This is a genomic window from Streptomyces sp. NPDC050564 (genome assembly GCF_044457265.1).
Classification (GTDB): domain Bacteria; phylum Actinomycetota; class Actinomycetes; order Streptomycetales; family Streptomycetaceae; genus Streptomyces.
This window is the reverse complement of sequence record NZ_JBITGS010000055.1, coordinates 25907-50192: the sequence shown is the minus strand read 5'-3', so window position 1 is coordinate 50192 and position 24286 is coordinate 25907. Positions and strand designations below refer to the sequence as shown.

The following is a 24286-nucleotide window of genomic DNA, read 5'->3' as shown; positions in this document are numbered from 1 at the left end:
CGGGGGGGGCCCGGGGATCCCGGGGGGGCCCCCGGGGGGGGGGGGGCGCCCCCCCGGGGGGGGGTGGGGGGGGGGGGGGGGGGGGGGGGGGGGGGGGGGGGGGGGGGGGGGGGGGGGGGGGCTCCCCTCGGCTGTCCGGGCACCCTTCGGGCTACCACCGAACCTGTGGGGGCTGCAAGGACGCGCCGCTTCGCGGTGGTCCTTGCAGCCCCCACAGCTCCGGCGGTGTGGCGGAGCTGCCCGGCCAACCGAGGGGAGCCCCCGCCCACCGGGTAGGGGTGTGGCGGAGGCCTGCCGCCGTCGACTGGGTCGAGGGTGGGAGGGGCGTTGAGCTGCGGATTTATGGTCCAAGTCGCCTATGTCGAGGGCCTGTTGAGGGTGGACACCCCACCTCGAATAAGGCATAATTATATGTGTCGGAAGGGGATAGGAGCCCCGGACGGCACGGCAGGACCCCAAACCTTCAACGCCACACGGAGAACAGAATGACCGTGCAGACCGAAACCGCAGCGGGCCACGCGTTCGCCACCGCCGCGAAGTCCGCCGCTGGCTACCTCGACGAGGCCGCGAACTTGCATGGCCGCGAGAAGATTCGGATGGTCCTTGACGCGCTCGCGCGAACCAAGGCCGACGCGCCGCATCTCGTGGAGATCGGACCCGGCGGCGGCGCCGCCCTCCAGCACCTCACCGACAGCCTCACCCGCACCGCAGACCGGCCCCGCACGCTGGACATCACCCTCATCGAGGCCCCCGGCGTCCTCTCGCAGGCTCTCGCCCGCGCCATCGACGGCTACCACGCGGCCGACTTGGGAACCTGCACCCTCACCAGCGGTCTCGCGCAGGACCTCGGCACCATCCTCGACCGCCCCGTGGACATCGTCGCCGCGTCCGCACTCATGCACGAGGTCTACTCCTACGGCAGCGGGTACCGGGGAATCCACGCGATGATGCAGACCCTGCCCACCGTCCTGAAGCCCGGCGGTCACTTCGCCTATCGCGACATCCGCACCACCGACGCCGCAACCCTCCACGAAACGGCCACCCACACCTACACGCATCGCGGATGGCTCCAGTTCATCCGCATGTTCACCCCGCAGTACCTGAACAACAGCCGCCACCCCTACCACCACTCCGGCGACGACCCGACCATCCGTCAGGGCTCCCGCATCGTCGCCCTGGAGGGCATCGACCCCAAGGCCAGCGCCGTCATCACCGGACCGATCGGCCTGTTCCGCGAGATCCAGCGCCACTACATCACCTTCCGCGACTACGCGTGGCGCTCCGGTGTCCTCGGATTCCTCCCCCGCCTCGAAGGACAGCTCTCCGCCGATTGGATCGACGCGGCAGCCGGGCACAAGCGGGTCCACTTCACCCTCACCGAGGCCGAATGGATCTCCCCGCGACAGCGAGCGCTGCTGAAGAGCGTCAGCGAGCCGTACGCAGACCACTACGCCATGGACGGCGACCTCTTCGACGAGTGCACCGACGCCGCCCTCATCGAACTCCTCACCTTTGCCGAGAACGGCGACGAGCGGTGCGCGGCGGTGTGGCGAGAGTGGATCGAGCGCGAAGGCCACGAGACCTACGTCTACCTCACCTTGAACGAACTCCTCACCGAGTTCGCGATCACGTCGGCACAGGCGAACACGAACACCGTGATGATGCCCCACACGCCCCGCGACGTCGTCACCCCCGAGCGGGCCTACTACACCCGCTACCTCCAAAAGCGCCTGCCCAACCCCCTTGCCGACGGCAAGCAGTTGGTTCTCTTCACCAACATCCCCGCCCACGACACCCAGGCACTCGCAGCCGGTATCGAGGCCCTTCGACCGCTGTGCAGCCGCGCGGCCATGGCCCGACTGAACGGCGCACTCACCCAGATGATGTAACCCCCCCGGGGCCCTCGGACCACGACCGAGGGCCCCGCCCCCCGGGGCACCCGCCCGCATGCACGGCGCAAACAGCACAGGAGGATGACCCCATGACCGACACCATCGAAGTGGAGCGCAAGCGCCAACTGCCCGACGACGGCAGCAGTCTTACGCCCCTGCTCGCCCAACTCGGCTACGTCGCATCCGCCCCCGTCACCGAGGTTGACACCTACTACAGCCGCCCCGACGTCGACTACCTGCAGACCGTCGAGTGCCTGCGCGTGCGCCATCGCGGCGACTTCGCAGAGATCACATACAAGCCAGCCTCCACCCCGACGACCCACGCAGCCGACGACGTCGTGTCCAAAATCGAGACGAACGTCATCCTGCGCGAGGGCACCCAGGCACGCACGGCTGAGAGGCTGCTGACCTCGATCGGCATGCGTGAACTCGTCCGCGTCAACAAGACCCGCACCACCTACCACCACCCGCAGACGCCCGGCGTGAGCGTCAGCATCGACACCGTCCACGGCGCCGGTACCTTCGTCGAGACCGAGGTCAACCGACCCACCGCCGACGGCGCCGCCGAACTCATCGAGCACATCGAGAAGCAACTCAGCATCACCGAGCACCCCACGGTCGCGTTCCCCTACCGCGATCTGGTGCTCCAGCAGCACGAACAGCCCGCGACACCTACAGCTCACCGGTGATCGAACCACTTCTGCGCTGAATGCCGCGCCGCTCATCCACAGGGGCGGCGCGGCTCGCACCCTCCACAGGGCGTGATTTCCGGCCCGGGAAATGGACGCCCCTGGCGGGGCGGCCGCCTGCTGGTCCGGTGCGTTTCCTGCGGGTCTGGCTCTCCGCTGCGCTCCGGCCAGTCCCTCCGGGCACCGGACCGTGGACGCGCCCCGCGGGGGCGCGGCTGCCCATGCGCCTTCGGCGCTGGAGGGCACGCCTGGCGGCGTGGCTGTGTGGGCCGGCTCCTTCGTCGCGGGCCGGCCGCCCTCCTTCGTCGGGCGGCGTGGACCGCCTGCGGCGGCGGCAGTGCGGCGCTTCGCGCCGGTAGGTCCCGGTGCGAAGGGCGCCGAGCAGGCTCCAAAAGCGGTAAGTCGCCAACCGGTGTACGGTCTGCCGACGCGGATCGGGCGACCGGCTGGACGCAGAGAAAAAGGTAAGGCAGAATTAGTGAAATCGAGAGGCTAAGGGTCTCGGCTTCGCCACCGCGCAACCCGCCGAAGACGGGGCGGACGGCCGGCCCAATAGGAGTAGTGCCGGCCGTCCTATGCCTCCCTGGCCCCAGGCCCTTCAACAAGCCCATATCCAGGAAGGCATCTGCACATGATGGTAGACGACGCAGAGCTCGACACACCCCCGCCCTCGACGACCTCGGGACCTCCCGCGCCGGCGACCCGGGTGTGACCCACCGCGTTCAGGACGACCCTGCTCCCCGGCACCGGCGGCACCTGGTTCATCCCGCCCGCCGACGAGCAGGGCATGCTGCTCCGGACCGGGCATCGACGATCAAGGACAGCGACATCGCAACGGCCACGAGGCCGACCGAGTCCACCGCGGTGCGGTGAGAGCACGCGCTCACCGAGACCGGCGTGGTGCTCCTGCTGCAGCCTGCCGACCACGACGACCGCCGCGAGGAGCAAGCCGAACATGACGCGTGAGGCCCTGCCGCGAGCCCCACAGACCACAAAGGACACCCCCATGGCCACGCTGGACCAACGTCCCGTACTGACCCGCAAGGAAATCGCCGACACCTACGAGCTCAGCATCACCCACCTGGAGAGGCTGTACCGGGAGCGCGAGGCCAACGGCCATCCCGAGGCCGCAGGCACCATCAACCGCGCGCTGGTCTGGGACGCCGCCGACTGGCACCAGTGGTACGAGCGCCACACCGATGTCGCGGAGCTGGAGAGCCGCGCGGACCTCCACGACCGTACGGGCCTGGGCCTGAGCACCCTCCAACTGCTGTGGCGGGACAGGAAATCCAACCGGCACCCCGAGCCGGAGAAGACCATCGGCAACACCATGTACTGGAACCCGAAGACCTGGGACACCTGGTACGAGGGCTACAAAACCAGCCAGCAGTGGCGCACGAACGTCGACCTCAGCGGAAATGCCGAGGACCTGATCTCGCTGTCCGAAGCCGCCCGCGTCCTGGGCATGGAACCAACCAGCATCACGAAATACCCGGTCAGGCCGCCGAAGCACTGGCCGGCACCAGCCGAGGAGACGACGACGGACAAAGGCTTCGTCAAGCGAAAATACCGGCGCGGCGACATCTGGACCTACGCCGAGCGCCGCGAACGTGGAGGCGGCCGCCCAACCGGAACGACCAACACGGAACGCCGCTACCCCTACGACGGCGATCCCCGCCTGGACCAGGCCCGCACCGCGATCAAGGCAAACCCCAAAACTCCCGCGGCCCAACTCGCCGGCCAGCTGGCCCACGAGCACGGCGGCACCGCAGGCACCTGGTCCCACATCATCCGCAGCGCGCGACAGCACCCCGAAGACTGACCCGCCACGATCAGCAGAAGAGTGCTTACGCCTTTTAGTTGGCTGCCATCCGTGGCTGCAGTGGCTTGGCCGCCCGGCGCCCTCTGACGACCCGGCCGCCACTTGTCCCAGCGTCGCCCTGATCTTGACCCACGCCGTTCACCGCCGGAGGGCCCGTGACATCCTGCGGCAGTGCTGTTGAGTGACCATGCAAGCAGTGTCGAGCTTCGCCCGCTGCGCTATCAGTTCGCCACAGTTCAGGGCAACCGTTACGACGACAACTGGCTGGTCATCGGTGGTACGGTGACGACTGCCGAGGGCAGTTGGTCCTTTACCGATCCATCTCTGCTGACCCACGAAGCCCGCCAGGTCGCTGCTTGGTTGCGCGCGGTGGCCGCGGGGACGGTGTCTGTGACCCAACCTGATACCGAAGGCTATTCGTCCCCGGACACGTGGTTCAACGAGCCGGTCCTGGCCTTCAGCCTCGCCGACCGAAGCGAGGCTGGGGCGGTGATTCGCCTTCACTTGTCCCTGGAAGCGGCACCCCCATGGCGGCAGGGTGATGACAGGGCGGACATCTACCAGTACTCCGTGGAGATCCAGGTGGATACAGCTGCACTGCTTGACGCAGCTGACCAGTGGGATCTTGCTCTGACTTCCTTCCCAACCCGCTGATCAACGTCAGTCCCATCGGGACGCGGTCCGCCGGGCCCAACACACGCTCCGAAGCTTGACTTCTCCATTGGGAAGCCACTGGGCGGTTCAGTTGGCCGCTCCGACACTCAGTGCCGTCCTGTCCGGCCGTCGGCGGACGCCTGAGGAAAGGGCTCCCGAAACTGCGGGAACCGCTCGGCCTTTGGGTCCAACAGGTCGATTAGGCTGATGAGTTTCTGCTGGACTTCGGTAAGCCGGGGCACCGCCGGTGCGGTGTCCTCGGCGAGCCGGTCGACGTCCGCAAGGAGCGGGGCGAACCAGCGACGGAAGGTCTCGTCACCATCGAGCTTCTCGCAGAACTCGGCGTATCCCAGACACCTGCGCCGCCCCGGCTCCCCCTCCGGATGGGCCATCAGCTCGCCGACGGCCCGTTGCTGCGCGCGAAAGAGGCGCAGTGCGTTGCTGGAAGCAGAAATGCGACTCAGAGCTGTACCGATCGACGAGATCATCGTCATGGCGCGCTGATTGGCCCGTGACTGACCGAGGTCGAGGAACTGAACGTCCCGGCGCAGGATCTCCACCCACCCCAAGTACTCGGCGAGCACGAACACCGTGCTGCGCCGCACATACTCCCGCTCTTCCGGCGTGCCATGCAGATGGAATGAGGTCATAAAGCCGCGGGAAGGGCCCGAGGAGAGGTCGACCTTATGGCCGTGCAGGATGTTGTACATCCTGGCATTGAGGTCGTAGGCGGCCCAGGCCAGCGAGGCCCCGTAGGAGTCCATCAGGTTTCGCTGCTCCAGCAGGCGCAGGCGCCGCTGCGTCCAGTAGCCGAGTACCGCCGCCATGGCCGCACCAGCCAGCGCCACGAGCGCGGACACCAACGTCAGCGCATCCACCGGTCTGCCCCCGAACTTCCCGCCCCGTCACCTGTCTGCGTCAGCCGACGCAGACGGCCGGCGGGCACCGAGCGTATCCCTACCCAGCTCCACGCGTCCCAGGACCGGACCGGCCTGTGCGACCAGAAAGGCCGTTACTGGCCCAGCCTCCGGGCCTTCCCGGACATGACAGCGCCGCCGTTTCTCATTGACAGCCGTAATCTGGTCGATAATCCACCGCCTCCGGGACCGGTCGAGGAACCCCCAACTTTTCGCACGTCCGCGACGAGGGACCAGGCATCCTGGGCAGGCACGTCGGTTCAGGTGAGGTGGCATACAGAGCCTACTGATTGGTCGGGTAGGTATGCCGTGCGTTCCTGTTGGGAGAGGTCGCGGTTGACGGCACGGCATATCTGTCGGATGGCCGCATCAGGTTGAGGCAGGACTCCAGAGCCGCGCTGTCTTGTCGGTGCTGCCTGTGGCGAGCGTGCGTCCGTCGGGGCGGAAGGCCACCGAATTCACCGACTCGGTGTGTCCGCTGAGGGTGGCGATGGTTTTGCCGCTTGCGACGTCCCACAACCGCACCGTGTAGTCGGTGCTGCCTGTGGCGAGGCTGCGTCCGTCAGGGCTGAAGGCCACCGACGACACGCCATTAAGGTAGCCGGTGAGGGTGGTGCGGGTTTTGCCGGTGGTGACGTCCCACAGCCGCACCGTTTTGTCGTCACTGCCTGTGGCGAGGGTGTGTCCGTCGGGGCTGAAGGCCACCGACGTGCCCAGGGCGCTGCTGGGCTGGGCAGTTCCGTGGGCAGACGGGTGCGGTGTCAGTGCTCACTCGTACTATCTGGACACGAGTGAGTTGTGGAACGGATGTGACAAGTGGAGTCTCCGAGACCTTGGGCGATCGAGGATGTCGCGATCGCTCGGAGCGATCAGGACCTGTTCGATCACCGGTCGGTGGCCGAGCAGTTGGCGCGCACGGTCCGGCAGACGACCGGGTCTATGGCGGTTGGCCTGATCGGGCCGTTCGGTAGCGGCAAGTCGTCCGTGGTGCAGCTGCTGACGAGCGAGCTGGCGGTGAATCCCGACTGGGCGGTCCTGCACGTGAGCGCCGAGCACCACACCGGTGTCGCCCGGGCGCGCGCCCTGCTGTATGCCCTGCTCGAGGCCGCACACCACAAGAAGCTGATAGACGACGACACCTACGCCGTCCAGCGATCCTGTCTGGAGGGCAGCAGGCAGCGTACGCTCCCGCGGGCCACCCCTCAGGCCAACACGCCGGGCAGGCCCGCAGGGTGGCGCTATCTGCGTGCCGCCGGTGCCGGCGCAGGCTGGGTGCTCGCCATGCTGGTGCTGCTGTGGCTGCTGGGCGTCGGCGCGGTGGCGGTCGTGCATCTGCTGGGGGCCGGTCACCAGGTATCGGCCTGGACCTGGTTCGCACCGAAGGGGGCAACGTCGCTGACCGGTGTACTGGTCAGCGCTGCTGCCATCGCGGCCATCCTGGCCGCAGGCCGGGAAGGAGCCTTGCAGTCGCTGAAGGCCTACGAGATCACCGTCAGCAGCCCGCGGCCGGAGTCCACCGACGAGCTCGAACAGGCCTTCTCCCGGCTTCTGAGCTGTATCAAGCGGCGGCTGGTGATCGCGGTGGACGACATCGACCGGCTAGCGGCCTCCGACGTCCTGGACGCGCTCGCCACGGTGCGCAGCTTCCTGCTGACAGGAACTCAGCACCGGCACCAGCCGGTGTTCGTGCTCTCCTGCGATGAAGACATCGTGCGTGAGGCGATCGTCGGCGTCCGGCCCGGCCTCGCCCACCGGCCCACCACGCCCGGCACCGGACCCGAATCGTCAACTGCCGCACCACCGCCGGCTCCGCGACAGGCGGACGCCGCGGTACGCAAGGCAACCGAGGAAGCCGCCCAGGAGTACCTGAACAAACTGTTCACCATCCGCCTGGTCCTGCCCGCACACTACGACGCGGACCTGCGGGACTATGCAGAGGAACTGCTCCTGGCCACCAGCCCGCACCATCCCGTCGTCGCAGAACTGGGCGGACCGACGCAGACCCGGACGCTGCTCGAGGTCCTCATCCACCGCCAGGTGCGCGATCCCCGCCACGTCCTTCGGCTGCTCAATTCCTTCTTCAGCGACTACCAGCTCGCCCGGCGCAGAGAGCAGCCGGTCGGCACACGCCCGGCGCGCATCTCACCCGGCGAAGCCACCGGCCACCCCATCGAGCTGGCACGCCTCACCGTGCTCCGGCACGACTTCCGGGACCTCTACGACGCCGTCTACGCCGAGCACCGCCTACTGCACCTCCTGGACGACGCCCTTCTGGGCCTGCAGGAAGCCGTCACCGACCCCCTTCTCGCCGCCTACACGACGCCTGGCGATCCGGGGCAGGTCGACCTGGACCGCCATCCCGGCCTGGCCTTCCTGAAAGCCACGGCCGCCCGCGCCCGTACCCAGCGACCTTCCCACATCGGAGCGTTGATCACTCTGGGGTCCTCGCGGGCCAGCCGTCTGCTCGGCAGTCAGATGGCCACGGAGATCGAGTACGGACTCGTCCAGCGCAACGGGGCCACACTGGCTGCACAATTGGCCGAAAGAGGGCACCGCGTCCGCGTCCTGGAGGCCGCCACCGCTTCACTGGAGGCCGCACGCCAGGGACAGGACCTCGACAATGCCGTCGTGGCCGTCCTTGAGGCCATCGGATCCACTGCGAGCGTCTTCACCGCCGGCATGAGCGAGGACGAACGGCACGCCGTGCACGCGCTGACGGACTGCGTCATCCGCCAGCATGACCGCCTCACCCTTCCTGTTCCCAGCCACTTGCTCGTGCCCTTGCTTGATTTGACGGTCCCGGCCCATGTGCAGCGCTTGCGGCAGATCCTGCGACACGTCCCCACGAACGCGCAGGAGGCCCGGACCTGGGCCGTGACGCTTCTTGACCTGCCTGCGGGCAAGAACGCCGAGTTCCTGGCCCCCGTGCTGGACACCTATTTCGACGCCCTTGCCGCTGAGGGAGGCGGCCAGGACCTGGCCTTCTGGGAGAACCAGAGCAGCCGGCCCAGCAGCGCTGCCTGGCCACCCGCCGCTCTCGGCGCCCTGCTGATCATGGCTGCACGCGATGACAATGCCGACGCCGTCCAGCAGGCGGGCGCATTGATCATCCAGCGCGGCGACGACCGTGGATGGGATCCCGCGGTCCTGCTGGCCCTGCGGGAGTGCCTGTCCTCCAGCCCTCAGGTGCGTCAGGAAGCGGTCCAGATCCTCTTCCGAGCTCCCCAGCCCTCGGCCGAATGGGGGGAGGGCGTGGAGGACGGCGAAAGCACCCTGCTGGCCACACAGATCATCCAGGCCGTGGCCCTGGGCCTGCGCAACGAGGACGATGCGGACCAGATGGCCGTGGCGATGGACCTGCTGACCCGATGGTTCCCCGCGGCCCACCAACTGCCCGAGGCCGCGATCGCCACGGGGGCCATCGCGAACGCCACCGCCGTCGCAGCCGCCGTCCGCGCGGACCTGACAGCCGCCGCCGGCATCATCCTTGCCCAACTCCCCGAGGAACAGGCGGCGTCTTGCGCCACCACCATGGCAGCAGAACTCGCCGAGCACCGTGATCTCCACGATGCCATCGGAACCACTCTGCGGGACACGCTGATCGAGTATCTCCGGCGCAGCGAAACCTCCGCGGCAGAAGCCACCCGCGGTGCGATCGCCGACTGTCTAGACGCGCTGACGGCGGACGTGGAAACCATCTCCCCGGCCGGACGGTTCACCCGCAGCACCTTGCCCAAGCTGCTGACCACCGCTCCCGGCTCCGAGATGACGACGTCTTTGATCAACCGCCTGTCCGGCGCCCTGGCCCCCGACCCCAGCCATGCGCAGGAACTGCTGCCCAGCCTCCACGTCCTGCTGCGAGATCCCGCAGCGCGGGATGCTCAACTGCCCGCCGTCATCGCGCGGGTCCAACAGTTCATCAGCACGCCCTTCCCTCACATCGCGCTGGACTTTGCCGCCCCCTACATCACCACCACCGCGCTCGATGTGAACTGGCTGAACTGGTTTGCCTCAAGCTGGCCGGACCTTCAGCAGAGCACACGCACTCTCGCCGTCGCTGCAGCCGGGCGCACAGAACTGCCCGGCGTTCCCGCACTGCGGGACCATCTGGTCCAGCACCTGCTGGAGACCGATGACGCCAAACCATGGCAGTACGCCGACACCCTCTGGCCCCAGGCCACCGCGGATCAGCAAAGCAGCCTGCTGGCCCATGCCGACGGCCGCTGCCCGGCGCTCGCCCAGTGCGCCGCCCAGGCCGACGCGGACCTTCTCACTACCGCCCTCGTCAAGGCCGGCGCACAGACCAGCAGCCTGCTCAGCCTGACCCAGGATGCGTCGGCCTTCGACGACGCGGTCGTCCTGTATCTCAATAACCGCCTGGCACAACCTGAGTGGACTCCTGAGCCCGCGAGTGCCGCAATCGCCCACGTACACGACGCAGCAGTGATCTGGAAGCACGTCCTGCCCACCATGACGGAGGACCAAAGCAGTGCCGCCCGAGCGGCCGCCTTCCTCGCAGCCCTGATCGAATATCACCCGGACTCGGTACCCGACGACCTCGTCTCCGCCCTCGCCCCCGCGCTGCGTGAGGCCGAACCCACGCTCGCTACGGCGATCGGCACTGCCCTGCGGCCCTTGCCCAAGACAGCACGGAAACTTCGTAGAGCCATGGACGGGTACAGCAGTATCTCTGCGCAACGGGCACGCAATGCTGCCTTCAAGGAAGCCAGCGGCGTCTAAACCAACAGCTCGACAACCTGGCCACCCACAGCCGGGCCGGTCACGGGCCGTGTCTGTCTGTGGATCTGGCGTGCGCCGAAACGGCGTCCGCCAGCGGCGAGCCTTCCGGGGCCGGCATCACCGGGTCGTCCGCGAGGGCCACCAGGACGACGGTGAAGTGCCGACGCACGTCCTCGGCCCGCACCCTGAAGCGGCGGATCCAGCCGCGGACCGTCGCATCAGCCCGGCCCAGCACCGCGGCGATCTGGCGGTGGCCCATGCCCAGGGCCGCTATCTCCAGCCCGGCGCCGATCACCTCGGCCGCGTCCATCCGCCGCGGCACCACCAACTCGGCCAGCAGAACATGCGTGACCCTGCAGCCCGAGCACCGCGTCCGGCGTGGCCGCAGGAACAGCCTCGCTCCGAGATCACCGCGTACTTCCCGCGGCCGCCCGTGACCCCACGGCGCCAGACCCGCCCTGCACGACGGGCACTCCAAAGCGCCCTCACGCAGCTGGCGTTCCACTCGTACGACATCGGCGTCGACGATGAGCACTCCCACCTCCGCCTCGTGCACCGCGTCATGCTCCGCGACGCCGGCCCCACCCGCTCCGGACCCCGCGGCGGGCGGCCGCGCCGCCACGGCGGCGTCCTCACCCTCGCCAAGCCCGACACCTGGCACACCCCCGACCTCACCACCTCCACCGCAACCACCCGCTACGGCACCGCCGAGGCGACCTCCTGTGACCGGATGCACCCCAGACTCACCCACCGTGGCCCCTGGCTGGAGCACGAGCACGAGGAACTACCCATCCTCCACGGAACGTTGATCCGGCTGAAGGTCGAGCACCTGCCGGGCGACCGCGACCTGAAACCCGTCTGGCTGTGGTCCTCGGCAGACAGTGCCACACCCGCGGACATCGACCGCTGGTGGCAGTCGTTCCTGCGCCGCTTCGACTTGGAACACACCTTCCGGCTGATGAAGCAGACCCTCGGCTGGACCGCACCGAAGATCCGCCACGCGGACACCGCCGACCTGTGGACCTGGCTCGTCGTCGCCGCCCACACCCAGCTCCGTCTCGCCCGCCCCCTCACCGAGGACCTGCGCCGCCCCTGGGAACGCCGCACCGAACCCCGCCGCCTCACCCCGGCCCGGGTGCGGCGCGGGTTTCGCTACGTCCGCGCGACCACGGCCCGTCCGGCAGCCGCACCGAAACCGTCCCGGCCAGGACCGGGACGGCCTGCCGGCTCGACGAACAAGCACCGGGCCAGGCACCACGACGTCGGCAAGACAGCCAAACGCGCCGAATCGATCAAGGAGCACTTAGCTCAGCGAGGATAAACGCCAAGCTGAGGGCCGCGTCCTCCTGTGCGGTCCTCACCCAGGGTGCCTGTCACGCTCGGTAAGGATCAGGTTCCGCGCCGCCTGGCCATAAACGGCGACGGTCTTCAGGAGCTCGAAGGTGCGCACGTGGACGGCGATTTCGGGCGGGTCGGTGATCTGGATCAGCGTCGATGCGGTCTCGATGTCGACGAGCATGCGGTCGAACACGGTGAACGTCGTGGGCGGCGGACACGGCATTGGTGCACGAGCCGGGACGACCCCCAAGGTGATCCCGTCACGGTCCATCACGTCGGCCAGATAGTCGAGTTGGCTGCGCATCACGTCGGTGCCGCCGATGTTGGTGCGCAGGGCCTGCTCGCCCAGGAGCAGGTGGCTGGTGCGGCCGTCCTTGCCGATGAGCGCACCCCGTGCTGTACGGGTCGCCACGGCCTCCTCGATGGTGTCGTGGCTGCCGCCGTGGACGTCGGCGACCAAGGTCAGCATGGCGCGGGCATAGGCGGGCGTTTGGAGGTTTCCCCAGACGACGTCGGCGCAGTAGTGCAAGCCCTCGCGGGTCTGCCGGTAGCGGTCCAGATAGGTGCTCTGCACGGCGTCGAGGCCGTTGTCGAGAAGCTGCTTCCATGGAGTGTTCGGTTGTTGGGCAAGCTGGTCCGTCATGAGCGGGGATCCCCTCTCAGGGCTGGTGGCTGAGCAGGACGGTCAAGGACCGAGGGGCATCAGGGATCGGTTCAGCTGCCTTGAGGATCTCGGGCACACCGAACCGACACAACTGGTAGTCGTACCGGATCTCGTTGCCGGTGACCTACGGCGACAGCGTGCTCCTGGTTACGGTGCGAGGCATCTGGGACCAGCTTCCCGAAGTTGCCGCATGGCACAAGGCCAGGCCAGCGATGCGAGATCGGGAGCCGGACAGCGATGAGCAGGAGCCCGCCGCTCTGCTGGTCCGGTCGAGCAGCAACCGGCGCCCGCGCCTCTTGCCCGAGGCTGTGCGTGAACTCGCTGTGCCGTGACCACCGCTGGCCCGAGGCGGGCCAGGCTAGTTGCGTGCCGCGCGATAGGCCCTCCACAGCCTTTCGGCCTCCGCACAGCGCTTCTCTCCGTGTCCGCAGTCGTCACACATGGCGGAGTGGCCGATGTAGGCGCGGTACGCGGTCTGCATGCGGTTGTACGTGCCGCTGTCTGCGACCGTCTGCATGTGGCCGGATGCGCTTCCCGCGTCGCGCCACTCCTGCCTGAAGCCGCTCATGACGCGCCTTCCGCATGGGGGTGGTTGCGGATCTCGACGCTGCAGTCCGTCGCGCGGGACAGATCGGCGTCGTCGGCGGCCTGGGCCCGCTGTCGGGCGAGGGCGCCGCAGACGCCGCAGCCAGGCGCCGGCGCCGGCGGAGCGAGAGGTAGTTCGAGGGTGACGGGTGGATCCATGGTCGTCATGCAGTGCCTCCGCTGGTGTAGGTCTGCCCCGGCGCCGACATGCGGCGGGCGGGAGCAGAGTGGTGGGCTTGTCGCTTCTGACGACGTTAGGAACCAGAGCACTGCACCCGCTACGAAGTTGCACCGAATTACACAGGAGTTGAGGACTGCAGCTCGTGGCCGGTACGTGCTCTTGACTGCGTCGTCTGAGGACGTGACGGTGGTGTAAATCGCTGCAACCCACGAGTGCGGGAGGCGCGCCACCATGAACATTCAGTTCGTCGGGATCGACCCCGACACGGATGACGACGGATGCCCGACGGTATGGGTCGACACGGACACATCAGATCTGCTGATCCAGAGCTACAAAGCCGACGACGAGTCGACCGCACGCTGCGACGCACTGTCCCCAGCCCGTGCCCCGATCCCGCCTGCAGAGACGGTCATCAGGATCCCCCAGCGGATGATTCCCGTCATCAGGAAGGCGTGCGATGAGCTCGATCCCGGAGTTCGGTGAACTCCTCGCCGCCGCCAAGCAGTCGGCAGTCCACCTGGAGATGCGAGACAGCTACTACAGCAACCCGCGCTTCGAGGCATGGAAGCAGGGACATCGCACCGACTGGGACGACCGAGCCTCCTGGTGGCGCTCCTTCCACCAGCAGATCGCCGACGCCGCAAGCCGAGGCGTACGCATCCGCCGGGCCCGGATCATCTCCGAGCCCGTCAGCGAGTACATCCGCTGGGAGCACTACGTCACCCGCGCCAACGTGGAAGCCGGGGAGCTGGTCCGCTGGCTGCCCCGGCACCGCACAGCGGACCTCCTCGTGCCCGGCTGCGACTTCTGGATCTTCGACGACCGACTGATCCGCGTGCACCACTTCTCCGGCGACGGAAACTGGGAGAGCAAAGAGCTACGCGAGGACCCCAGCATCGTGCACATGTCCTCCGCTGCGTTCGAGAAGATCTGGGAGCGCGCCACCCCGCACGACGAGTACGAGGTCAAGTAACCCGACATGCCCCCCTTCCCCACGTCCAGCGTGCAGGAAGCACGCGCAGCTCTCGCCGCACGCCTGCGGGAGATACGCCTGAACGCCGGCATCACCGGCAAGGAACTCGCCCAGCGCTGCGGATGGTCCGTGGCCAAGTCCTCCCGCATCGAGAACGCCCACACCGCGCCCTCGGACGCGGACATACGGGCCTGGTGCACGGCCTGTGACGCGGACGGGCAGGCGGCGGACCTGGTCGCGGCCAACCGGCAGGCCGACTCCCTGTACGTCCACTGGAGACGACTCCAGCGCACCGGCCTGAAGAACCTTCAGGAGGCGTCCACGCCCCTATACGAGCGCACCCGCCAGTTCCGCGTGTACGCCTCCCACGTGATTCCGGGCTACCTGCAGACACCCGGCTACGCCACGGCTCTCATGGGCACCATCGCCGGCTTCCGCGGAACCCCCGACGACGTGAACCAGGCAGTCCAGGCCCGCATAAGGCGCTCACGCGTCATCCATGAAGGCGACCACCGATTCGCGACCCTCATCGAGGAGAACGTCCTCCACCACCGCATCGGGGACACGGAGGTGATGGCCGGCCAACTGGGCCATCTGCTCTCCTCCATGACGCTGCCGTCCATGTCCCTGGGGATCATCCCCGCCCAGGCGCCGCGAGAGCAGATCATGTGGCCGCTGGAACAATTCACGGCCTTCGACGACGCTCGAGTCAACGTGGAACTGCTTGCCGCGAAAGTGACCGTCACGGCCCCGGGCGAACTGGACATCTACCTGCGCGCGTTCACCAGACTCACGGAGCTCGCCGTCTACGGCGCCGACGCGCGCGCCCTGATCGTGAAAGCCATCGACGCGTTGAGCTGAACCCGGACACGACGAATCGGGCCCCGCCCTCCTGAAGGAGGGCGGGGCCCGATTCGCGTCAGGTGGGGCTGTTGTCCGGGCGGGCGCCGGACGGCGGGGGAGCGGGCCGGTATGAGGCGTGGATGTTCGCGACGGCCTGCTGCCAGGCTCTCCGGGTGGCCGGGTCGTCGCCGGTCTTGGCCAGGTGCCGGTAGTGCGGGTGCGGCGCCTGTTGGCGGTGATCAGGGCGGCCAGTGGCGTGGTGGAACGGGAGCGGGCGGACACGGACTTCAGGGCGCGGCGCTCAGTCCTTTGACCTGTGCACACAACCGCTCCCAGGGGATGGTCGTGCCGAGCCGGGCGGTGTGCTCGAGGACGTCGCGCGCGGCATCCGCCACCGCGTCGGTCCCCGTGGGGATGGCGGCCGGTGCGGATGTGCGGCGTGGACCGGAGCGCTTGCTCTGTTCTATCAGTGCGGTGGGGTGCGCAGGCGCGTGCCCGGAGGTCGGGGCCGGTCGGGCAGGTCGACTTGGGTCTCGACACGGCGGGTTAGACACGGTCGAGCTTCACACGGATGCGCTCCTGCGGCATGCCGGTGTGGAAGATGATCAGGTCCCGCGCGGCGGATTCGGCCTCTCCAAGATGCTTGCAGGTCGTCTTGCCGACGTATTGCACCATGAGCGACCAGCCGACCGATGTCGGCGAGGCCAGCACGTCGTACGTCGTAGTGGCCACCAGAGCAGGATCCAGCGGAGCCGCGGGCTTTCGCTCCGGTTCCTGTCGGCGGGGCTTCAGAACTCGGCTCAGCCAGTCGAGACGAGCATTTCGCCTGTGCACCTGCTGAGGGGTCAGTCTCCGGGTCCGACGGCTACCGCCCCCGAGACGTCCTGACACCCGCAGAGGGCCCATCCCGATCGAGATTCGCATTCGGGGAGCATACGAGCGGACATCATCGCCCGTCATCGGTCCCGCTGAAGTGGGTGACCGCTGTCCGAGGTTCGGGCTAGACGGTCTAGGTGAAGGTCATCGGCTGCTGCTTCTTCTCAGCCCAGCCATCCTGCGAGGGCGTGGGCGAGTGCTTCGCCGCCTTGTTGCACGACGGTGCCGGCCACGAGGGCTGGCAGTGCTTGCACGGCTCCGCGCAGGGTGCTTTGTGCTTGTGCGTCCGGTGTGGTGAGCGAGGTGTCGATGGAGTCCGCCATGGCTTGCAGTACCTGTGTGTTGCGCAGGTCTTCCGCGCTGCGGTCCACCTCGGTGCGGAAGGTGGTGAGGAGATCGCGCAGGGTGTCGAGGTCTACGGGGGTGGTTGCGGCGGCAGCGGACTGGTGAACGTGCGAGATGTTGTGTCCCACCACGTTCTGCAGCGGGGCGGTGTTGTTGCCGCCGATGCTGATGCCCGAGCCATGTCCGTGTTCGTCCTCGTGGCGGCGTCGTCCCCCGACCATCATTTCGTTCCCCCCTGGGCGCTGTTGTTCTGGCCGATGTTGCTGATACCGCTGCCGGCGACGTTCTGGATGGGCGCGTTGTTGTCGCCGTAGACCTGGATGTTGGTGATGACCATGGCTACCTGCTCATCGAACTGGGCTGTGTCGACACCGAGTTCGACGAGGTACTCCGCGACGGCCCGGAAGATGCATGTCTGCATCAGCACCACGTGCCGTTTGGCATCGTCGCTCTGGTGCATGTCGGTGACTTCCTCGATGGAGTACCGGTCCCGCAGGCTGAGCGGATCCTTCTCCTCGGCGGAGTCGTCGTCCCTTTGCTGGCCCTGCCCGAGGCGGGTCACGAACTGCCACAAGGAGAGCGGGCCTTCGGCTGCGTCGAGCATCGCCTGTACCGCCGTCCAGCCTAGGAGCCGGAGCCCGCGCTTGGCGAGCGGCGCGTCGGTCACTCTCAACTCGTTGTACAGGGGCGTCATCACGTGCGGTCGCAGGGTCAGGCGCAGCTCGCCGGCCTCCAGTGCGGCGTGCACGAACACGCTCACCACGACCTGGCCGTCCCAGCTGACGCACTGGGCGCGCAGGTACAGCCGGTCCGGGACGCTGGACGGCGATCGGCGCCCTCGGCCCCGCAGGTCGGGCAACTCCAGCTTCGCGGCACGGGTGCGCCGCAGCCACAGCGCGGACGGCAGCCCCTTCACCTGCGTGACCGAGAAGCCGGGCAGCGGATCGGTGATCTCCCGTGCGCCGCGCCCCAGGTCCTTGAGAGCGGTTCCCATCCGCCGCAGGAGCTCGTCTTCACCGAAGGATCTGACCGACTCCTGCGGGTCCCTGGGCTTGAGCGGAATACCGATGTCCGCGACGCCCCACACCTCGCGCCCGGCCCCGACGAACCGCTCCGGATTGTTGTAGGGCAGCTCCTGCCGCTTCTGCTCCGCGCTGATCTGAGCCATCCGGCGCCCACCCTTCGCCGCCACCCACGGCAGACGGCCAGCCGCGACACTCTCGCCGGCGATCTCCGCCAGTGCCGCCCGCGCGGCCAGCCGGTCGCCCATGCAGACAAGTCCCGCTCCGGCCAGCAGCACGAGCGGGAGCAGCAGCAAGCCCAGCCGCAAGGGGACCACTTCGCTGCGGATGGGCTCATACGGCACCACCGCGAGAAGCAGCGGCACACACAGCACGACATACGCGGCACGGGGCGACGGCGCCAGCCGCGACTTCTTTCCTCTGCGGACCGCCCGCAGCGCCGCCCACCGCATCACCAGCGCCAGCAGGACAATCACGCCCCACACGACGCCAGCACGCGGAATCGCGTACGCCACAGCAGCGGCCCAGAGCACTACCAGCACCCGCCGCAGCCACTGCCGTCGTCTGCTGCGCAGACTGTGCGCGACCACGGGCACGAGATCGAAGCCGTACGACGGCACGGGCAGCGGCGGCCCGTGCAGGACATGATCCACCACCCACCCCGCCATAGGCTCACCCAGGGGCGGGCAGTCGTCACTGCCCTCCAGATAGATACGCCTGCGGACACTGCGCCGGGGCTTGCTCGCCTTGCTGGTCTTGCCGCGGATCCTGCGCCACCATTTCGTGACGGCTTTCACCTGGTCAGGGCGCGAGTAGACGGACTGGCACAGCAGCCGGGTCACCTCCGACGACGTCGGATCCACCTCACCGGAGGAACTGCTGGTGGCGTCTGCGGCCCCGGCCTGAACCGGCACTGCCGGCCACCCGGACATCCCCTCCGCACCGCGTTCCCGAACACGCAGCCCCCGCCCCAGTCCCATACCGCCCCCCGGTGCACCGATCAGGCGGGCATCCTCACGGCCAACGCGGCAAAGCACCAGAGCGCAAACGCGACAATGCGCTCAACGCCATTGAATGAGCGAAGCTTTGACCGAATTCCGACCCCGCAGGCCGCCTCGTTGACCGTCTGTCAAATGATCTTGGCGGCCAGCGGCCAGGAAGCTGCTTCAGTCTGAGCGAGTGACACCGCGCGCTCGCGCAGGTCGAGCAGGAGATCGGCGACCTGACTGCGGCAAACGTCGTCATCCCGAGCACCCCCTCACGGCTATCGCTCCGGCTGACTGGACACAGGAGGATGCCGACTTCTTCCTTCCGAAGGTCAACGTGCTGGCCCAGATCGTGCGCGGACTCACCCTGTCGAGCCGCCAGCTGCTCGCAGAACCCAGGACTACCGGATCCACCGGCGATCACACCAGAGGATCTGCGCCCGTACCTGCATGGCTGGAGCCCGTACGAGCCCAAGCGGGCATGAGACCAGGTTCCGGCAGAGCCCTGTCCCAGGCCTTCACGGCCACCGTGGGAATCAGGAAGCCGGCTGCCCGGCCTTCCTTGAGAACCTCGGCGGCGTCGACGGCGATCTCATCCGTGCCGACATGGCCGAGCTGCCGGCCCGACCGTCACCGACCGGGCTCTGTGTGCGCTCGCGGTCCAAGAGTGGTTCAGGGGCCGGTTTGTTTGCGGCGTCGGCGGTGTTCGCGTTGTGCTTGAGCGCGGGCGCATTCGCGGGTGCAGTACTTGATGCCGCTGGTGCGGTTTTGTCCGTACTCGGCACGGCCGCGTTGGCGTACGAAGGGCCGACGGCAGGTCTCGTTGGCGCATTCGCGGATCGTGGCGTCCTCGGCGAGATGGTTGTACAGCTGGAGGAAGGCGATCGAGAGGATGGTGGGGTAGCGGTCTGTCAGGCTGCCGATGCCGATGCTGAACGGCTCGAGCGCGGCGTTCAGTTCACCTACCAGGTCGCTGATCCGTATTTCCAGGACGAGCTCGCGCAGATGGTCCAGATCGCGCGGCCATGGATCTTTTCGGTGCGTGTTCTGGGAGCGCCAGTGCGCGAGTCGTTCCTCGCTGACCTCGGGCTCGACGAGTGCGTCAAGTCCGCCCTCGCGGCGCAGGGCCAGCCAGGTGGTGATGGCCGCCTGTGCCTCCGTGAGGTAGAGCGTGGCGAGTTCGCCGTGCAGACAGAACGTCCCGTGGCGCGGGTGTTCGCGCTCGGTGAGCTCTTTGAGGCGCTCGTACACGTCGACGTCCCAGCTGCCCGTGTTGATGCTGCCACCCAGAGACCCGTAGGCGCGCATCAGGGCGGCCACGGCGTCGAGATCGGCGGGATCAACTTCCATGAACTCGCGCAGATAGAAGTCCTCTGGCAGCGCAACAGTCGCGCCCTGGGAGCGCAGATGGGGGTCCCAGACGATCCACTCGCCGTCGGCGCGTGCGCCGGGCACGGGCCTCAGCTCCGGTGCGGGGACGGGGGTTCCCGGCCAAAGAGTGGGACGAAACCGTGGGTCTATGTATGCCGCCATGCGGGGCATCATAGCCATATGAGAGTGGCACGAAAAGGGAGTGGTTCGTATCACGCAGTCGGCTGGTGGGAGGGCAACCACGGTGACGCACTGGAAGGACCGCAAGAACGTCGGCGACGCACACGAACAACGCGTCGCCGCTGCACTGCAGAGGCGCGGGTGGACAGTCCAGCGCTGCGGGCAGGGCACCTACCCGCCCACGATCCAGGACGCCCTGGCACGCACCGACTCCGCGCTGCGGCACTTCCCCGACCTCATAGCCGCCCGCGACGGCGAGCTGGTCACCATCGACGCCAAGGACCGCATGCCCAGCACCCACTCGGACCGTTACGCGATCAGTGCTGCCACGCTGAGGGCCGGCCTGCTCTTCACCGCAACCCACGCCCCCACACCGCTCTACTACGTCTTCGGCGACCTCAAAGTCCTCACCCCCTCGGAGGTCCACCACTACAGCACGCACACCCACCACCATCCCAGCGGAGCCTGGGTCCTGGTCGGCACCCGCCAAGCCCATCCCTTCGAGGAAGTCTTCGGCACCAACACCGCTCTGGCTGCTTGAACGGCGCCGACGACGCATGCCTGCGTCACCTCACCATCGCACTGCCGCCCGCTACGCGCTGGACGCCCCATGCGGCGGTGGAGCGCTGCAGCCAAGAGCCTGTTGCCCGGAAGGATCGAGACGAGCGGGGGGCGGATGACGGGAAAACGCCGGCAGCCCGCCGGCCACCACGACCGCCGCGAGGAGGGAGCCGAACGGCTGCTGACTGTTACAGGGCGCGGGCGGCCTTCGGTGGCTCGTCGAAGAAGAACGGGATCGGTGCGACGCCAAGCCCAATCCACGAGAGCCCCAGGCCCTGGCCTTTGCGCTTGGCCCGCTGAGCCAGCAAGGCGATGATGCCGGCAGACGCCGCCACAACTTTGCTGACGGTGGAGTCTGGGATCGCGGCAGCCACGATAGCTACGGCAGATGCCGAGTCTGCAAGGTCCTCGGTCTCTTCCTTGGTGAAGTAGATCGTCAGGCCGAACCGCTTGCGCTCGTAATGCACCATGGCATCCCCCCGGTTCTCTGCAGTGGGTATGCCCGTTGCCGAGCGCCCTCAAATGCCCGGACACGGAGCGGCCCCGGCCGGGGTTCCGGTCCGGCCGGGACCGCGGTTCAGGCACGGGCGGCGACGATCAGCGTCCCGATGTGGCCGGGCTTCGGAGCCTCGAGGACTTCCGCCTTGGCGGTGGCGAAACCGGCCCGGATCAAGAATCGCTCCCACACCTCGGGCCGGTAGCTGTACCGGTAGGAGTACATCGCCTTCCCCGCGAAGCCGCCCTTGTGCATGCTGAGGCGCCCCGAAGTTCTCGGACAGCGGTCCCCATAGGATCGAAGTCCAGAACGGCGGAGAGAGCACGTGGCACAGAAGCGTAGGAAGTTCAGTCCGGAGTTTCGGGACGAGGCGGTCAAGATGGTGGTCGTGGAGTCCCGCCCGATCGCCGAGGTCGCCCGAGAGATACAAGTGAACGAGGGAACGCTGGGCACCTGGGTCAGCCGGTACCGGCAAGAGCACGCCGGGGAGGAGCCTCCCCTGAACATCAGCGAACGCGCCCGCCTGCGCGAACTGGAACGCGAGAACCGGGAACTCCGCATGAAGACCGAGTTCCTGGGAAAAGGTGTGCCACGAACACGGGAGTTCGCTATGGGTAGTTGAGCGACGGAACGTGGTGCTGCACGAGTGATGAAGGTAGGCCCTTCGGAGCCGCCCTGCGGGGGGAGGCTACAAACCGCCACATGCTGCGGAAGTGGTAACGCGACCGTGGTGAGCGATGTGGAAAAGGCGTCCAAGAGGCGTCAGGTGGGGATCAGGAAGACGGAGCGCGAATCCCGTACATGGGGACGCTGTTGACGCGTCGTTAAGGATTAGGTGGCATCAAAACCGGGGGTTACTTTTTGCCCCGGGATGAGCCTGGCGGATACCCGATCTACTGGCCAGGTGGTGCCCGGCGTAGAGGCGACGTGATCCTGGTCTGCGGCGCTCGTGCGGAACGTGGGAAGGCACGGTTTGATGCTGCGGCAGCCCGATTTGGATGACGCCGCGTAAGGGAGAACCTCAAGCGGGGAACCCGCGAGAGGCTGAGTACCGATGCAAGCCGTGTCGGCGGACCGGTTCGTAGTAGTGATGAAGCTCTTGCTCGGCGCGGTGAGGGTGGAGCGAAGGGGCCGGATTGTCCGTGGTTCGTTTGTTTGGTCAACCGGGTTCTGCCCGGGAGGAGCTGCGTGAGCGAGCTGAAGTCGACAGGGAAGCCGTTTGATATCTCGAAAGGAGAGGTCTGGGAGGCGTATCTGAAGGTGAAGGCTAATCAGGGTGCTGCGGGGGTGGATGGCTGCACGATCGAGGAATTCGAGAAGGATCTGAGGGGGAACCTCTACAAGATCTGGAATCGGATGTCCTCGGGAAGTTACTTTCCGCCCCCGGTGAAAGGTGTAGGAATTCCCAAGTCGCATGGCGGCGAGGTCCGTTTGCTCGGCGTTCCGACAGTTTCGGACAGGATCGCCCAGACGGTGGTGGCCAAGCATCTGGAGAAACGGGTGGAGCCATTGTTCCATGCGTACTCCTTCGGCTACCGTCCTGGACGGTCGGCACTGGACGCGGTGTCGGCGTGTCGGGAAAGGTGCTGGAAGAAGAAGTGGGTGATTGACCTTGATATCGCCAAGTTCTTCGACAGTGTCCGCTGGGATCTGGTCATGAAAGCGGTGGAATCCCATACTGACGCCGCGTGGGTAATTCTGTATGTGAAGCGGTGGCTTGCCGCTCCCGTACTGATGCCCAACGGCACCTTGCAGCAGAGAGACTGCGGAACCCCACAAGGGTCTGCGGTATCTCCGATCTTGGCGAATCTGTTTCTGCATTATGCATTCGACATGTGGCTCACCCGGACTTTTCCGGGTGTCCAGTTCGAACGCTATGCGGACGATGCAGTGATCCACTGCTCGTCGGAGCGGCAGGCCCGAGAGGTCCTGGTGCAACTTGAGGGCAGAATGGCAGAGGTCGGGCTCCAACTGCACCCGGACAAGACGCGGATCGTGTACTGCGGAAGGGAACGACGCCGTGATGACACTGCCACCTCATTCACCTTCCTGGGCTTCACATTCCGCAACCGACCGGCACAGGACCGCCATGGCAAGGTCTTCACGTCCTTCCTCCCGGCGGTCAGCAAGGACGCCCTGAAGAAGATGAGCACGGAAGTCCGCTCCTGGCGGATTCACATGCACGTCACCTATTCCTTCGGCGAGTTCGCGAAATGGCTTAACCCGATCATTCGCGGATGGATGCAGTACTACGGGGCCTTCTACCAAACCGAACTGTATCCCCTCCTCCAGCGCATCAACTTCTACCTGCTGCGCTGGGTCCGGAAGAAACACAAGCGGCTGAAGACCTACAAGAAGGCATCGCGGAGATGGGATCAGGTCGTCAAGTCCTACCCGTCGTTCTTCGCGCACTGGAAATGGGTCAACGTCACCTGAAGATCAGGATGATAAGAGCCCGGTGACGGGAGACTGTCACGCCGGGATCTGTGGGAGCCCGGGGGTGAGATTCCTCCGGGCCACCCGACCGGCGGCCTTCTTCGCCCAGGAATACCGGTGACGGAGAAGTACGAGTTCATCGACGGCGAGGCCGACAACTTTGCGCTTTTCGGGACTGCTCGTGCCGCTCAGCTGCGAGCAACCGTGACTGCTGGGAGTCGTGAAGCCCCGTCACCTGGGGCGACGGGGCCTTGTGATGGGGGGAGGGGCGGGGTCACGTGTTCCGGAGTGTCCTGCTCTGGATGGCGGACACGAACGATGTCCAGGCGGATGGCTTGATGTTGAGGGCCGGGCCGTGCGGGTTCTTGGAGTCCCGGACGGGAACGCCAGAGGGGTACCCGTCCAGTACCTCGATGCAACTGCCCTGGTCGCCGCCGCTGTAGGACGACTTACACCATCCGCTCAGGGTCGAGGCGTTCGGGATGCTGTGCTCAGTCATGGTGTCTGTAGTCCTTCGCTGTCGCCCGCATCAGGGCCAGTGACTCTTTCAGCGGCAGTGCATCGCTTAGCGCAAGATCGTAGGTGCCCTGGAAGCGTTCCACCATCGCCGGGGCGTCATGCACCTTGCCCGTGTGGAGACCTTCGACGTAGGCCCCGAAGTCCTAGCTCAGACACGAGGGAACAAGTAACCCGCCGGTAGGTTCTGGGACCCGTA

General features: G+C 67.2%; 23 protein-coding genes and 4 pseudogenes. 12 read left to right on the top strand and 15 right to left on the bottom strand.

The features are described from left to right. Positions 1 to 485: 485 nt before the first annotated feature. From ACIBK0_RS46650 to ACIBK0_RS46635, 4 genes are all read left to right on the top strand, one after another. Entirely contained in the window at positions 486 to 1889 is a 1404-nt protein-coding gene (locus tag ACIBK0_RS46650; RefSeq protein ID WP_399094939.1) for a hypothetical protein, read from the top strand. 92 nt (positions 1890 to 1981) lie between these two features. Continuing rightward, positions 1982 to 2581 (top strand): class IV adenylate cyclase, encoded by a 600-nt coding sequence (cyaB, locus tag ACIBK0_RS46645; protein WP_399094936.1) that lies wholly within the window; start codon positions 1982 to 1984, stop codon positions 2579 to 2581. A 1006-nt stretch (positions 2582 to 3587) separates the two neighbouring features. Next, positions 3588 to 4403 (top strand): hypothetical protein, encoded by an 816-nt coding sequence (locus tag ACIBK0_RS46640; RefSeq protein WP_399094933.1) that lies wholly within the window; start codon positions 3588 to 3590, stop codon positions 4401 to 4403. Between the two features lie 171 nt (positions 4404 to 4574). Further along, positions 4575 to 5057 (top strand): hypothetical protein, encoded by a 483-nt coding sequence (locus tag ACIBK0_RS46635; protein WP_399094930.1) that lies wholly within the window; start codon positions 4575 to 4577, stop codon positions 5055 to 5057. A gap of 107 nt (positions 5058 to 5164) precedes the next feature. On the opposite strand, the gene ACIBK0_RS46630 is transcribed toward ACIBK0_RS46635, so the two are convergent. Next, entirely contained in the window at positions 5165 to 5935 is a 771-nt protein-coding gene (locus ACIBK0_RS46630) for a hypothetical protein (protein ID WP_399094927.1), read from the bottom strand. Positions 5936 to 6343: 408 nt separating this feature from the next. After that, positions 6344 to 6679 carry a WD40 repeat domain-containing protein gene (locus ACIBK0_RS46625; RefSeq protein WP_399094924.1) on the bottom strand — a complete coding sequence of 112 codons (336 nt, stop codon included), beginning with the start codon at positions 6677 to 6679 and terminating at the stop codon, positions 6344 to 6346. Between the two features lie 111 nt (positions 6680 to 6790). Between ACIBK0_RS46625 and ACIBK0_RS46620 the strand changes: the two genes are divergently transcribed. Next, positions 6791 to 10714 carry a P-loop NTPase fold protein gene (locus ACIBK0_RS46620; protein WP_399094921.1) on the top strand — a complete coding sequence of 1308 codons (3924 nt, stop codon included), beginning with the start codon at positions 6791 to 6793 and terminating at the stop codon, positions 10712 to 10714. A 40-nt stretch (positions 10715 to 10754) separates the two neighbouring features. On the opposite strand, the gene ACIBK0_RS46615 is transcribed toward ACIBK0_RS46620, so the two are convergent. Then, entirely contained in the window at positions 10755 to 11024 is a 270-nt protein-coding gene (locus tag ACIBK0_RS46615) for a hypothetical protein (protein WP_399094942.1), read from the bottom strand. A 33-nt stretch (positions 11025 to 11057) separates the two neighbouring features. Further along, a pseudogene (locus tag ACIBK0_RS46610) lies at positions 11058 to 11219 on the bottom strand (hypothetical protein); the annotation flags it as partial. Positions 11220 to 11300: 81 nt separating this feature from the next. On the opposite strand from ACIBK0_RS46610, the pseudogene ACIBK0_RS46605 reads away from it, so the two are divergent. Continuing rightward, a pseudogene (locus ACIBK0_RS46605) lies at positions 11301 to 12035 on the top strand (transposase); the annotation flags it as partial. A 36-nt stretch (positions 12036 to 12071) separates the two neighbouring features. Here the strand turns inward: ACIBK0_RS46605 and ACIBK0_RS46600 are convergent. The 3 genes from ACIBK0_RS46600 to ACIBK0_RS46590 form a co-directional block, all read right to left on the bottom strand. After that, positions 12072 to 12695 carry a DUF5753 domain-containing protein gene (locus ACIBK0_RS46600; RefSeq protein WP_399094918.1) on the bottom strand — a complete coding sequence of 208 codons (624 nt, stop codon included), beginning with the start codon at positions 12693 to 12695 and terminating at the stop codon, positions 12072 to 12074. 379 nt (positions 12696 to 13074) lie between these two features. Next, entirely contained in the window at positions 13075 to 13284 is a 210-nt protein-coding gene (locus tag ACIBK0_RS46595) for a hypothetical protein (RefSeq protein WP_399094915.1), read from the bottom strand. Beyond that, positions 13281 to 13469 carry a hypothetical protein gene (locus ACIBK0_RS46590; protein ID WP_399094912.1) on the bottom strand — a complete coding sequence of 63 codons (189 nt, stop codon included), beginning with the start codon at positions 13467 to 13469 and terminating at the stop codon, positions 13281 to 13283. The genes ACIBK0_RS46595 and ACIBK0_RS46590 overlap by 4 nt, the downstream gene beginning before the upstream one ends. Positions 13470 to 13713: 244 nt before the next feature. Between ACIBK0_RS46590 and ACIBK0_RS46585 the strand changes: the two genes are divergently transcribed. Genes ACIBK0_RS46585 through ACIBK0_RS46575 form a run of 3 tightly spaced genes read left to right on the top strand, consistent with a single transcriptional unit; the run spans position 13714 to position 15316 of the window. Further along, positions 13714 to 13965: a hypothetical protein gene (locus tag ACIBK0_RS46585; protein WP_399094909.1), complete on the top strand. Its 252-nt coding sequence runs from the start codon at positions 13714 to 13716 to the stop codon at positions 13963 to 13965. Further along, positions 13940 to 14455: a DUF6879 family protein gene (locus ACIBK0_RS46580; RefSeq protein WP_399094906.1), complete on the top strand. Its 516-nt coding sequence runs from the start codon at positions 13940 to 13942 to the stop codon at positions 14453 to 14455. The genes ACIBK0_RS46585 and ACIBK0_RS46580 overlap by 26 nt, the downstream gene beginning before the upstream one ends. Before the next feature lie 6 nt (positions 14456 to 14461). Beyond that, positions 14462 to 15316 carry a helix-turn-helix transcriptional regulator gene (locus ACIBK0_RS46575; RefSeq protein WP_399094904.1) on the top strand — a complete coding sequence of 285 codons (855 nt, stop codon included), beginning with the start codon at positions 14462 to 14464 and terminating at the stop codon, positions 15314 to 15316. A 528-nt stretch (positions 15317 to 15844) separates the two neighbouring features. Here ACIBK0_RS46575 and ACIBK0_RS46570 read toward each other — a convergent pair. The 4 genes from ACIBK0_RS46570 to ACIBK0_RS46555 form a co-directional block, all read right to left on the bottom strand. Next, complete coding sequence (locus tag ACIBK0_RS46570) at positions 15845 to 16030, bottom strand: hypothetical protein (RefSeq protein WP_399094902.1); 186 nt, start codon at positions 16028 to 16030, stop codon at positions 15845 to 15847. Positions 16031 to 16338: 308 nt separating this feature from the next. Then, the gene (locus ACIBK0_RS46565) at positions 16339 to 16743 is read right to left on the bottom strand and encodes a hypothetical protein (protein WP_399094900.1); all 405 of its coding nucleotides are present in this window, start codon (positions 16741 to 16743) and stop codon (positions 16339 to 16341) included. Further along, the gene (locus tag ACIBK0_RS46560) at positions 16740 to 18455 is read right to left on the bottom strand and encodes a hypothetical protein (RefSeq protein ID WP_399094897.1); all 1716 of its coding nucleotides are present in this window, start codon (positions 18453 to 18455) and stop codon (positions 16740 to 16742) included. Before ACIBK0_RS46560 ends, ACIBK0_RS46565 begins: the two co-directional genes overlap by 4 nt. 744 nt (positions 18456 to 19199) lie before the next feature. Continuing rightward, positions 19200 to 19982 (bottom strand): hypothetical protein, encoded by a 783-nt coding sequence (locus tag ACIBK0_RS46555; RefSeq protein ID WP_399094894.1) that lies wholly within the window; start codon positions 19980 to 19982, stop codon positions 19200 to 19202. Positions 19983 to 20142: 160 nt separating this feature from the next. On the opposite strand from ACIBK0_RS46555, the gene ACIBK0_RS46550 reads away from it, so the two are divergent. Continuing rightward, on the top strand, positions 20143 to 20619 hold the full coding sequence (locus tag ACIBK0_RS46550; protein WP_399094891.1) for a hypothetical protein: 477 nt from the start codon (positions 20143 to 20145) through the stop codon (positions 20617 to 20619). Between the two features lie 208 nt (positions 20620 to 20827). Here ACIBK0_RS46550 and ACIBK0_RS46545 read toward each other — a convergent pair whose 3' ends face one another. Both ACIBK0_RS46545 and ACIBK0_RS46540 read right to left on the bottom strand, forming a co-directional pair. Continuing rightward, positions 20828 to 21109 (bottom strand): hypothetical protein, encoded by a 282-nt coding sequence (locus ACIBK0_RS46545; RefSeq protein WP_399094888.1) that lies wholly within the window; start codon positions 21107 to 21109, stop codon positions 20828 to 20830. A gap of 107 nt (positions 21110 to 21216) precedes the next feature. Further along, a pseudogene (locus ACIBK0_RS46540) lies at positions 21217 to 21393 on the bottom strand (SAM-dependent methyltransferase); the annotation flags it as partial. A gap of 67 nt (positions 21394 to 21460) precedes the next feature. On the opposite strand from ACIBK0_RS46540, the gene ACIBK0_RS46535 reads away from it, so the two are divergent. Together ACIBK0_RS46535 and ltrA are read left to right on the top strand one after the other, a co-directional pair. After that, positions 21461 to 21757 carry a transposase gene (locus ACIBK0_RS46535; protein WP_399094885.1) on the top strand — a complete coding sequence of 99 codons (297 nt, stop codon included), beginning with the start codon at positions 21461 to 21463 and terminating at the stop codon, positions 21755 to 21757. Between the two features lie 566 nt (positions 21758 to 22323). Beyond that, a complete protein-coding gene (ltrA, locus tag ACIBK0_RS46530) occupies positions 22324 to 23571 on the top strand; it encodes a group II intron reverse transcriptase/maturase (protein ID WP_399094882.1) in 1248 nt (415 codons plus the stop codon). Positions 23572 to 23845: 274 nt separating this feature from the next. Here the strand turns inward: ltrA and ACIBK0_RS46525 are convergent, their stop codons facing one another. After that, on the bottom strand, positions 23846 to 24070 hold the full coding sequence (locus ACIBK0_RS46525; RefSeq protein WP_399094879.1) for a DUF397 domain-containing protein: 225 nt from the start codon (positions 24068 to 24070) through the stop codon (positions 23846 to 23848). Beyond that, positions 24063 to 24224 (bottom strand): annotated as a pseudogene (locus tag ACIBK0_RS46520) (transcriptional regulator); the annotation flags it as partial. The pseudogene ACIBK0_RS46520 and the gene ACIBK0_RS46525, both read right to left, overlap by 8 nt. Positions 24225 to 24286 lie beyond the last annotated feature (62 nt).

Bases quoted from the DNA above. Each gene is read 5' to 3' on its own strand.
- ACIBK0_RS46650 (WP_399094939.1), top strand. From the start codon at position 486: ATGACCGTGCAGACCGAAACCGCAGCGGGCCACGCGTTCGCCACCGCC.
- cyaB (WP_399094936.1), top strand. From the start codon at position 1,982: ATGACCGACACCATCGAAGTGGAGCGCAAGCGCCAACTGCCCGACGAC.
- ACIBK0_RS46640 (WP_399094933.1), top strand. From the start codon at position 3,588: ATGGCCACGCTGGACCAACGTCCCGTACTGACCCGCAAGGAAATCGCC.
- ACIBK0_RS46615 (WP_399094942.1), bottom strand. From the start codon at position 11,024: ATGGACGCGGCCGAGGTGATCGGCGCCGGGCTGGAGATAGCGGCCCTG.
- ACIBK0_RS46600 (WP_399094918.1), bottom strand. From the start codon at position 12,695: ATGACGGACCAGCTTGCCCAACAACCGAACACTCCATGGAAGCAGCTT.
- ACIBK0_RS46595 (WP_399094915.1), bottom strand. From the start codon at position 13,284: ATGAGCGGCTTCAGGCAGGAGTGGCGCGACGCGGGAAGCGCATCCGGC.
- ACIBK0_RS46590 (WP_399094912.1), bottom strand. From the start codon at position 13,469: ATGACGACCATGGATCCACCCGTCACCCTCGAACTACCTCTCGCTCCG.
- ACIBK0_RS46585 (WP_399094909.1), top strand. From the start codon at position 13,714: ATGAACATTCAGTTCGTCGGGATCGACCCCGACACGGATGACGACGGA.
- ACIBK0_RS46580 (WP_399094906.1), top strand. From the start codon at position 13,940: ATGAGCTCGATCCCGGAGTTCGGTGAACTCCTCGCCGCCGCCAAGCAG.
- ACIBK0_RS46575 (WP_399094904.1), top strand. From the start codon at position 14,462: ATGCCCCCCTTCCCCACGTCCAGCGTGCAGGAAGCACGCGCAGCTCTC.
- ACIBK0_RS46565 (WP_399094900.1), bottom strand. From the start codon at position 16,743: ATGATGGTCGGGGGACGACGCCGCCACGAGGACGAACACGGACATGGC.
- ACIBK0_RS46545 (WP_399094888.1), bottom strand. From the start codon at position 21,109: ATGGTGCATTACGAGCGCAAGCGGTTCGGCCTGACGATCTACTTCACC.
- ACIBK0_RS46525 (WP_399094879.1), bottom strand. From the start codon at position 24,070: ATGACTGAGCACAGCATCCCGAACGCCTCGACCCTGAGCGGATGGTGT.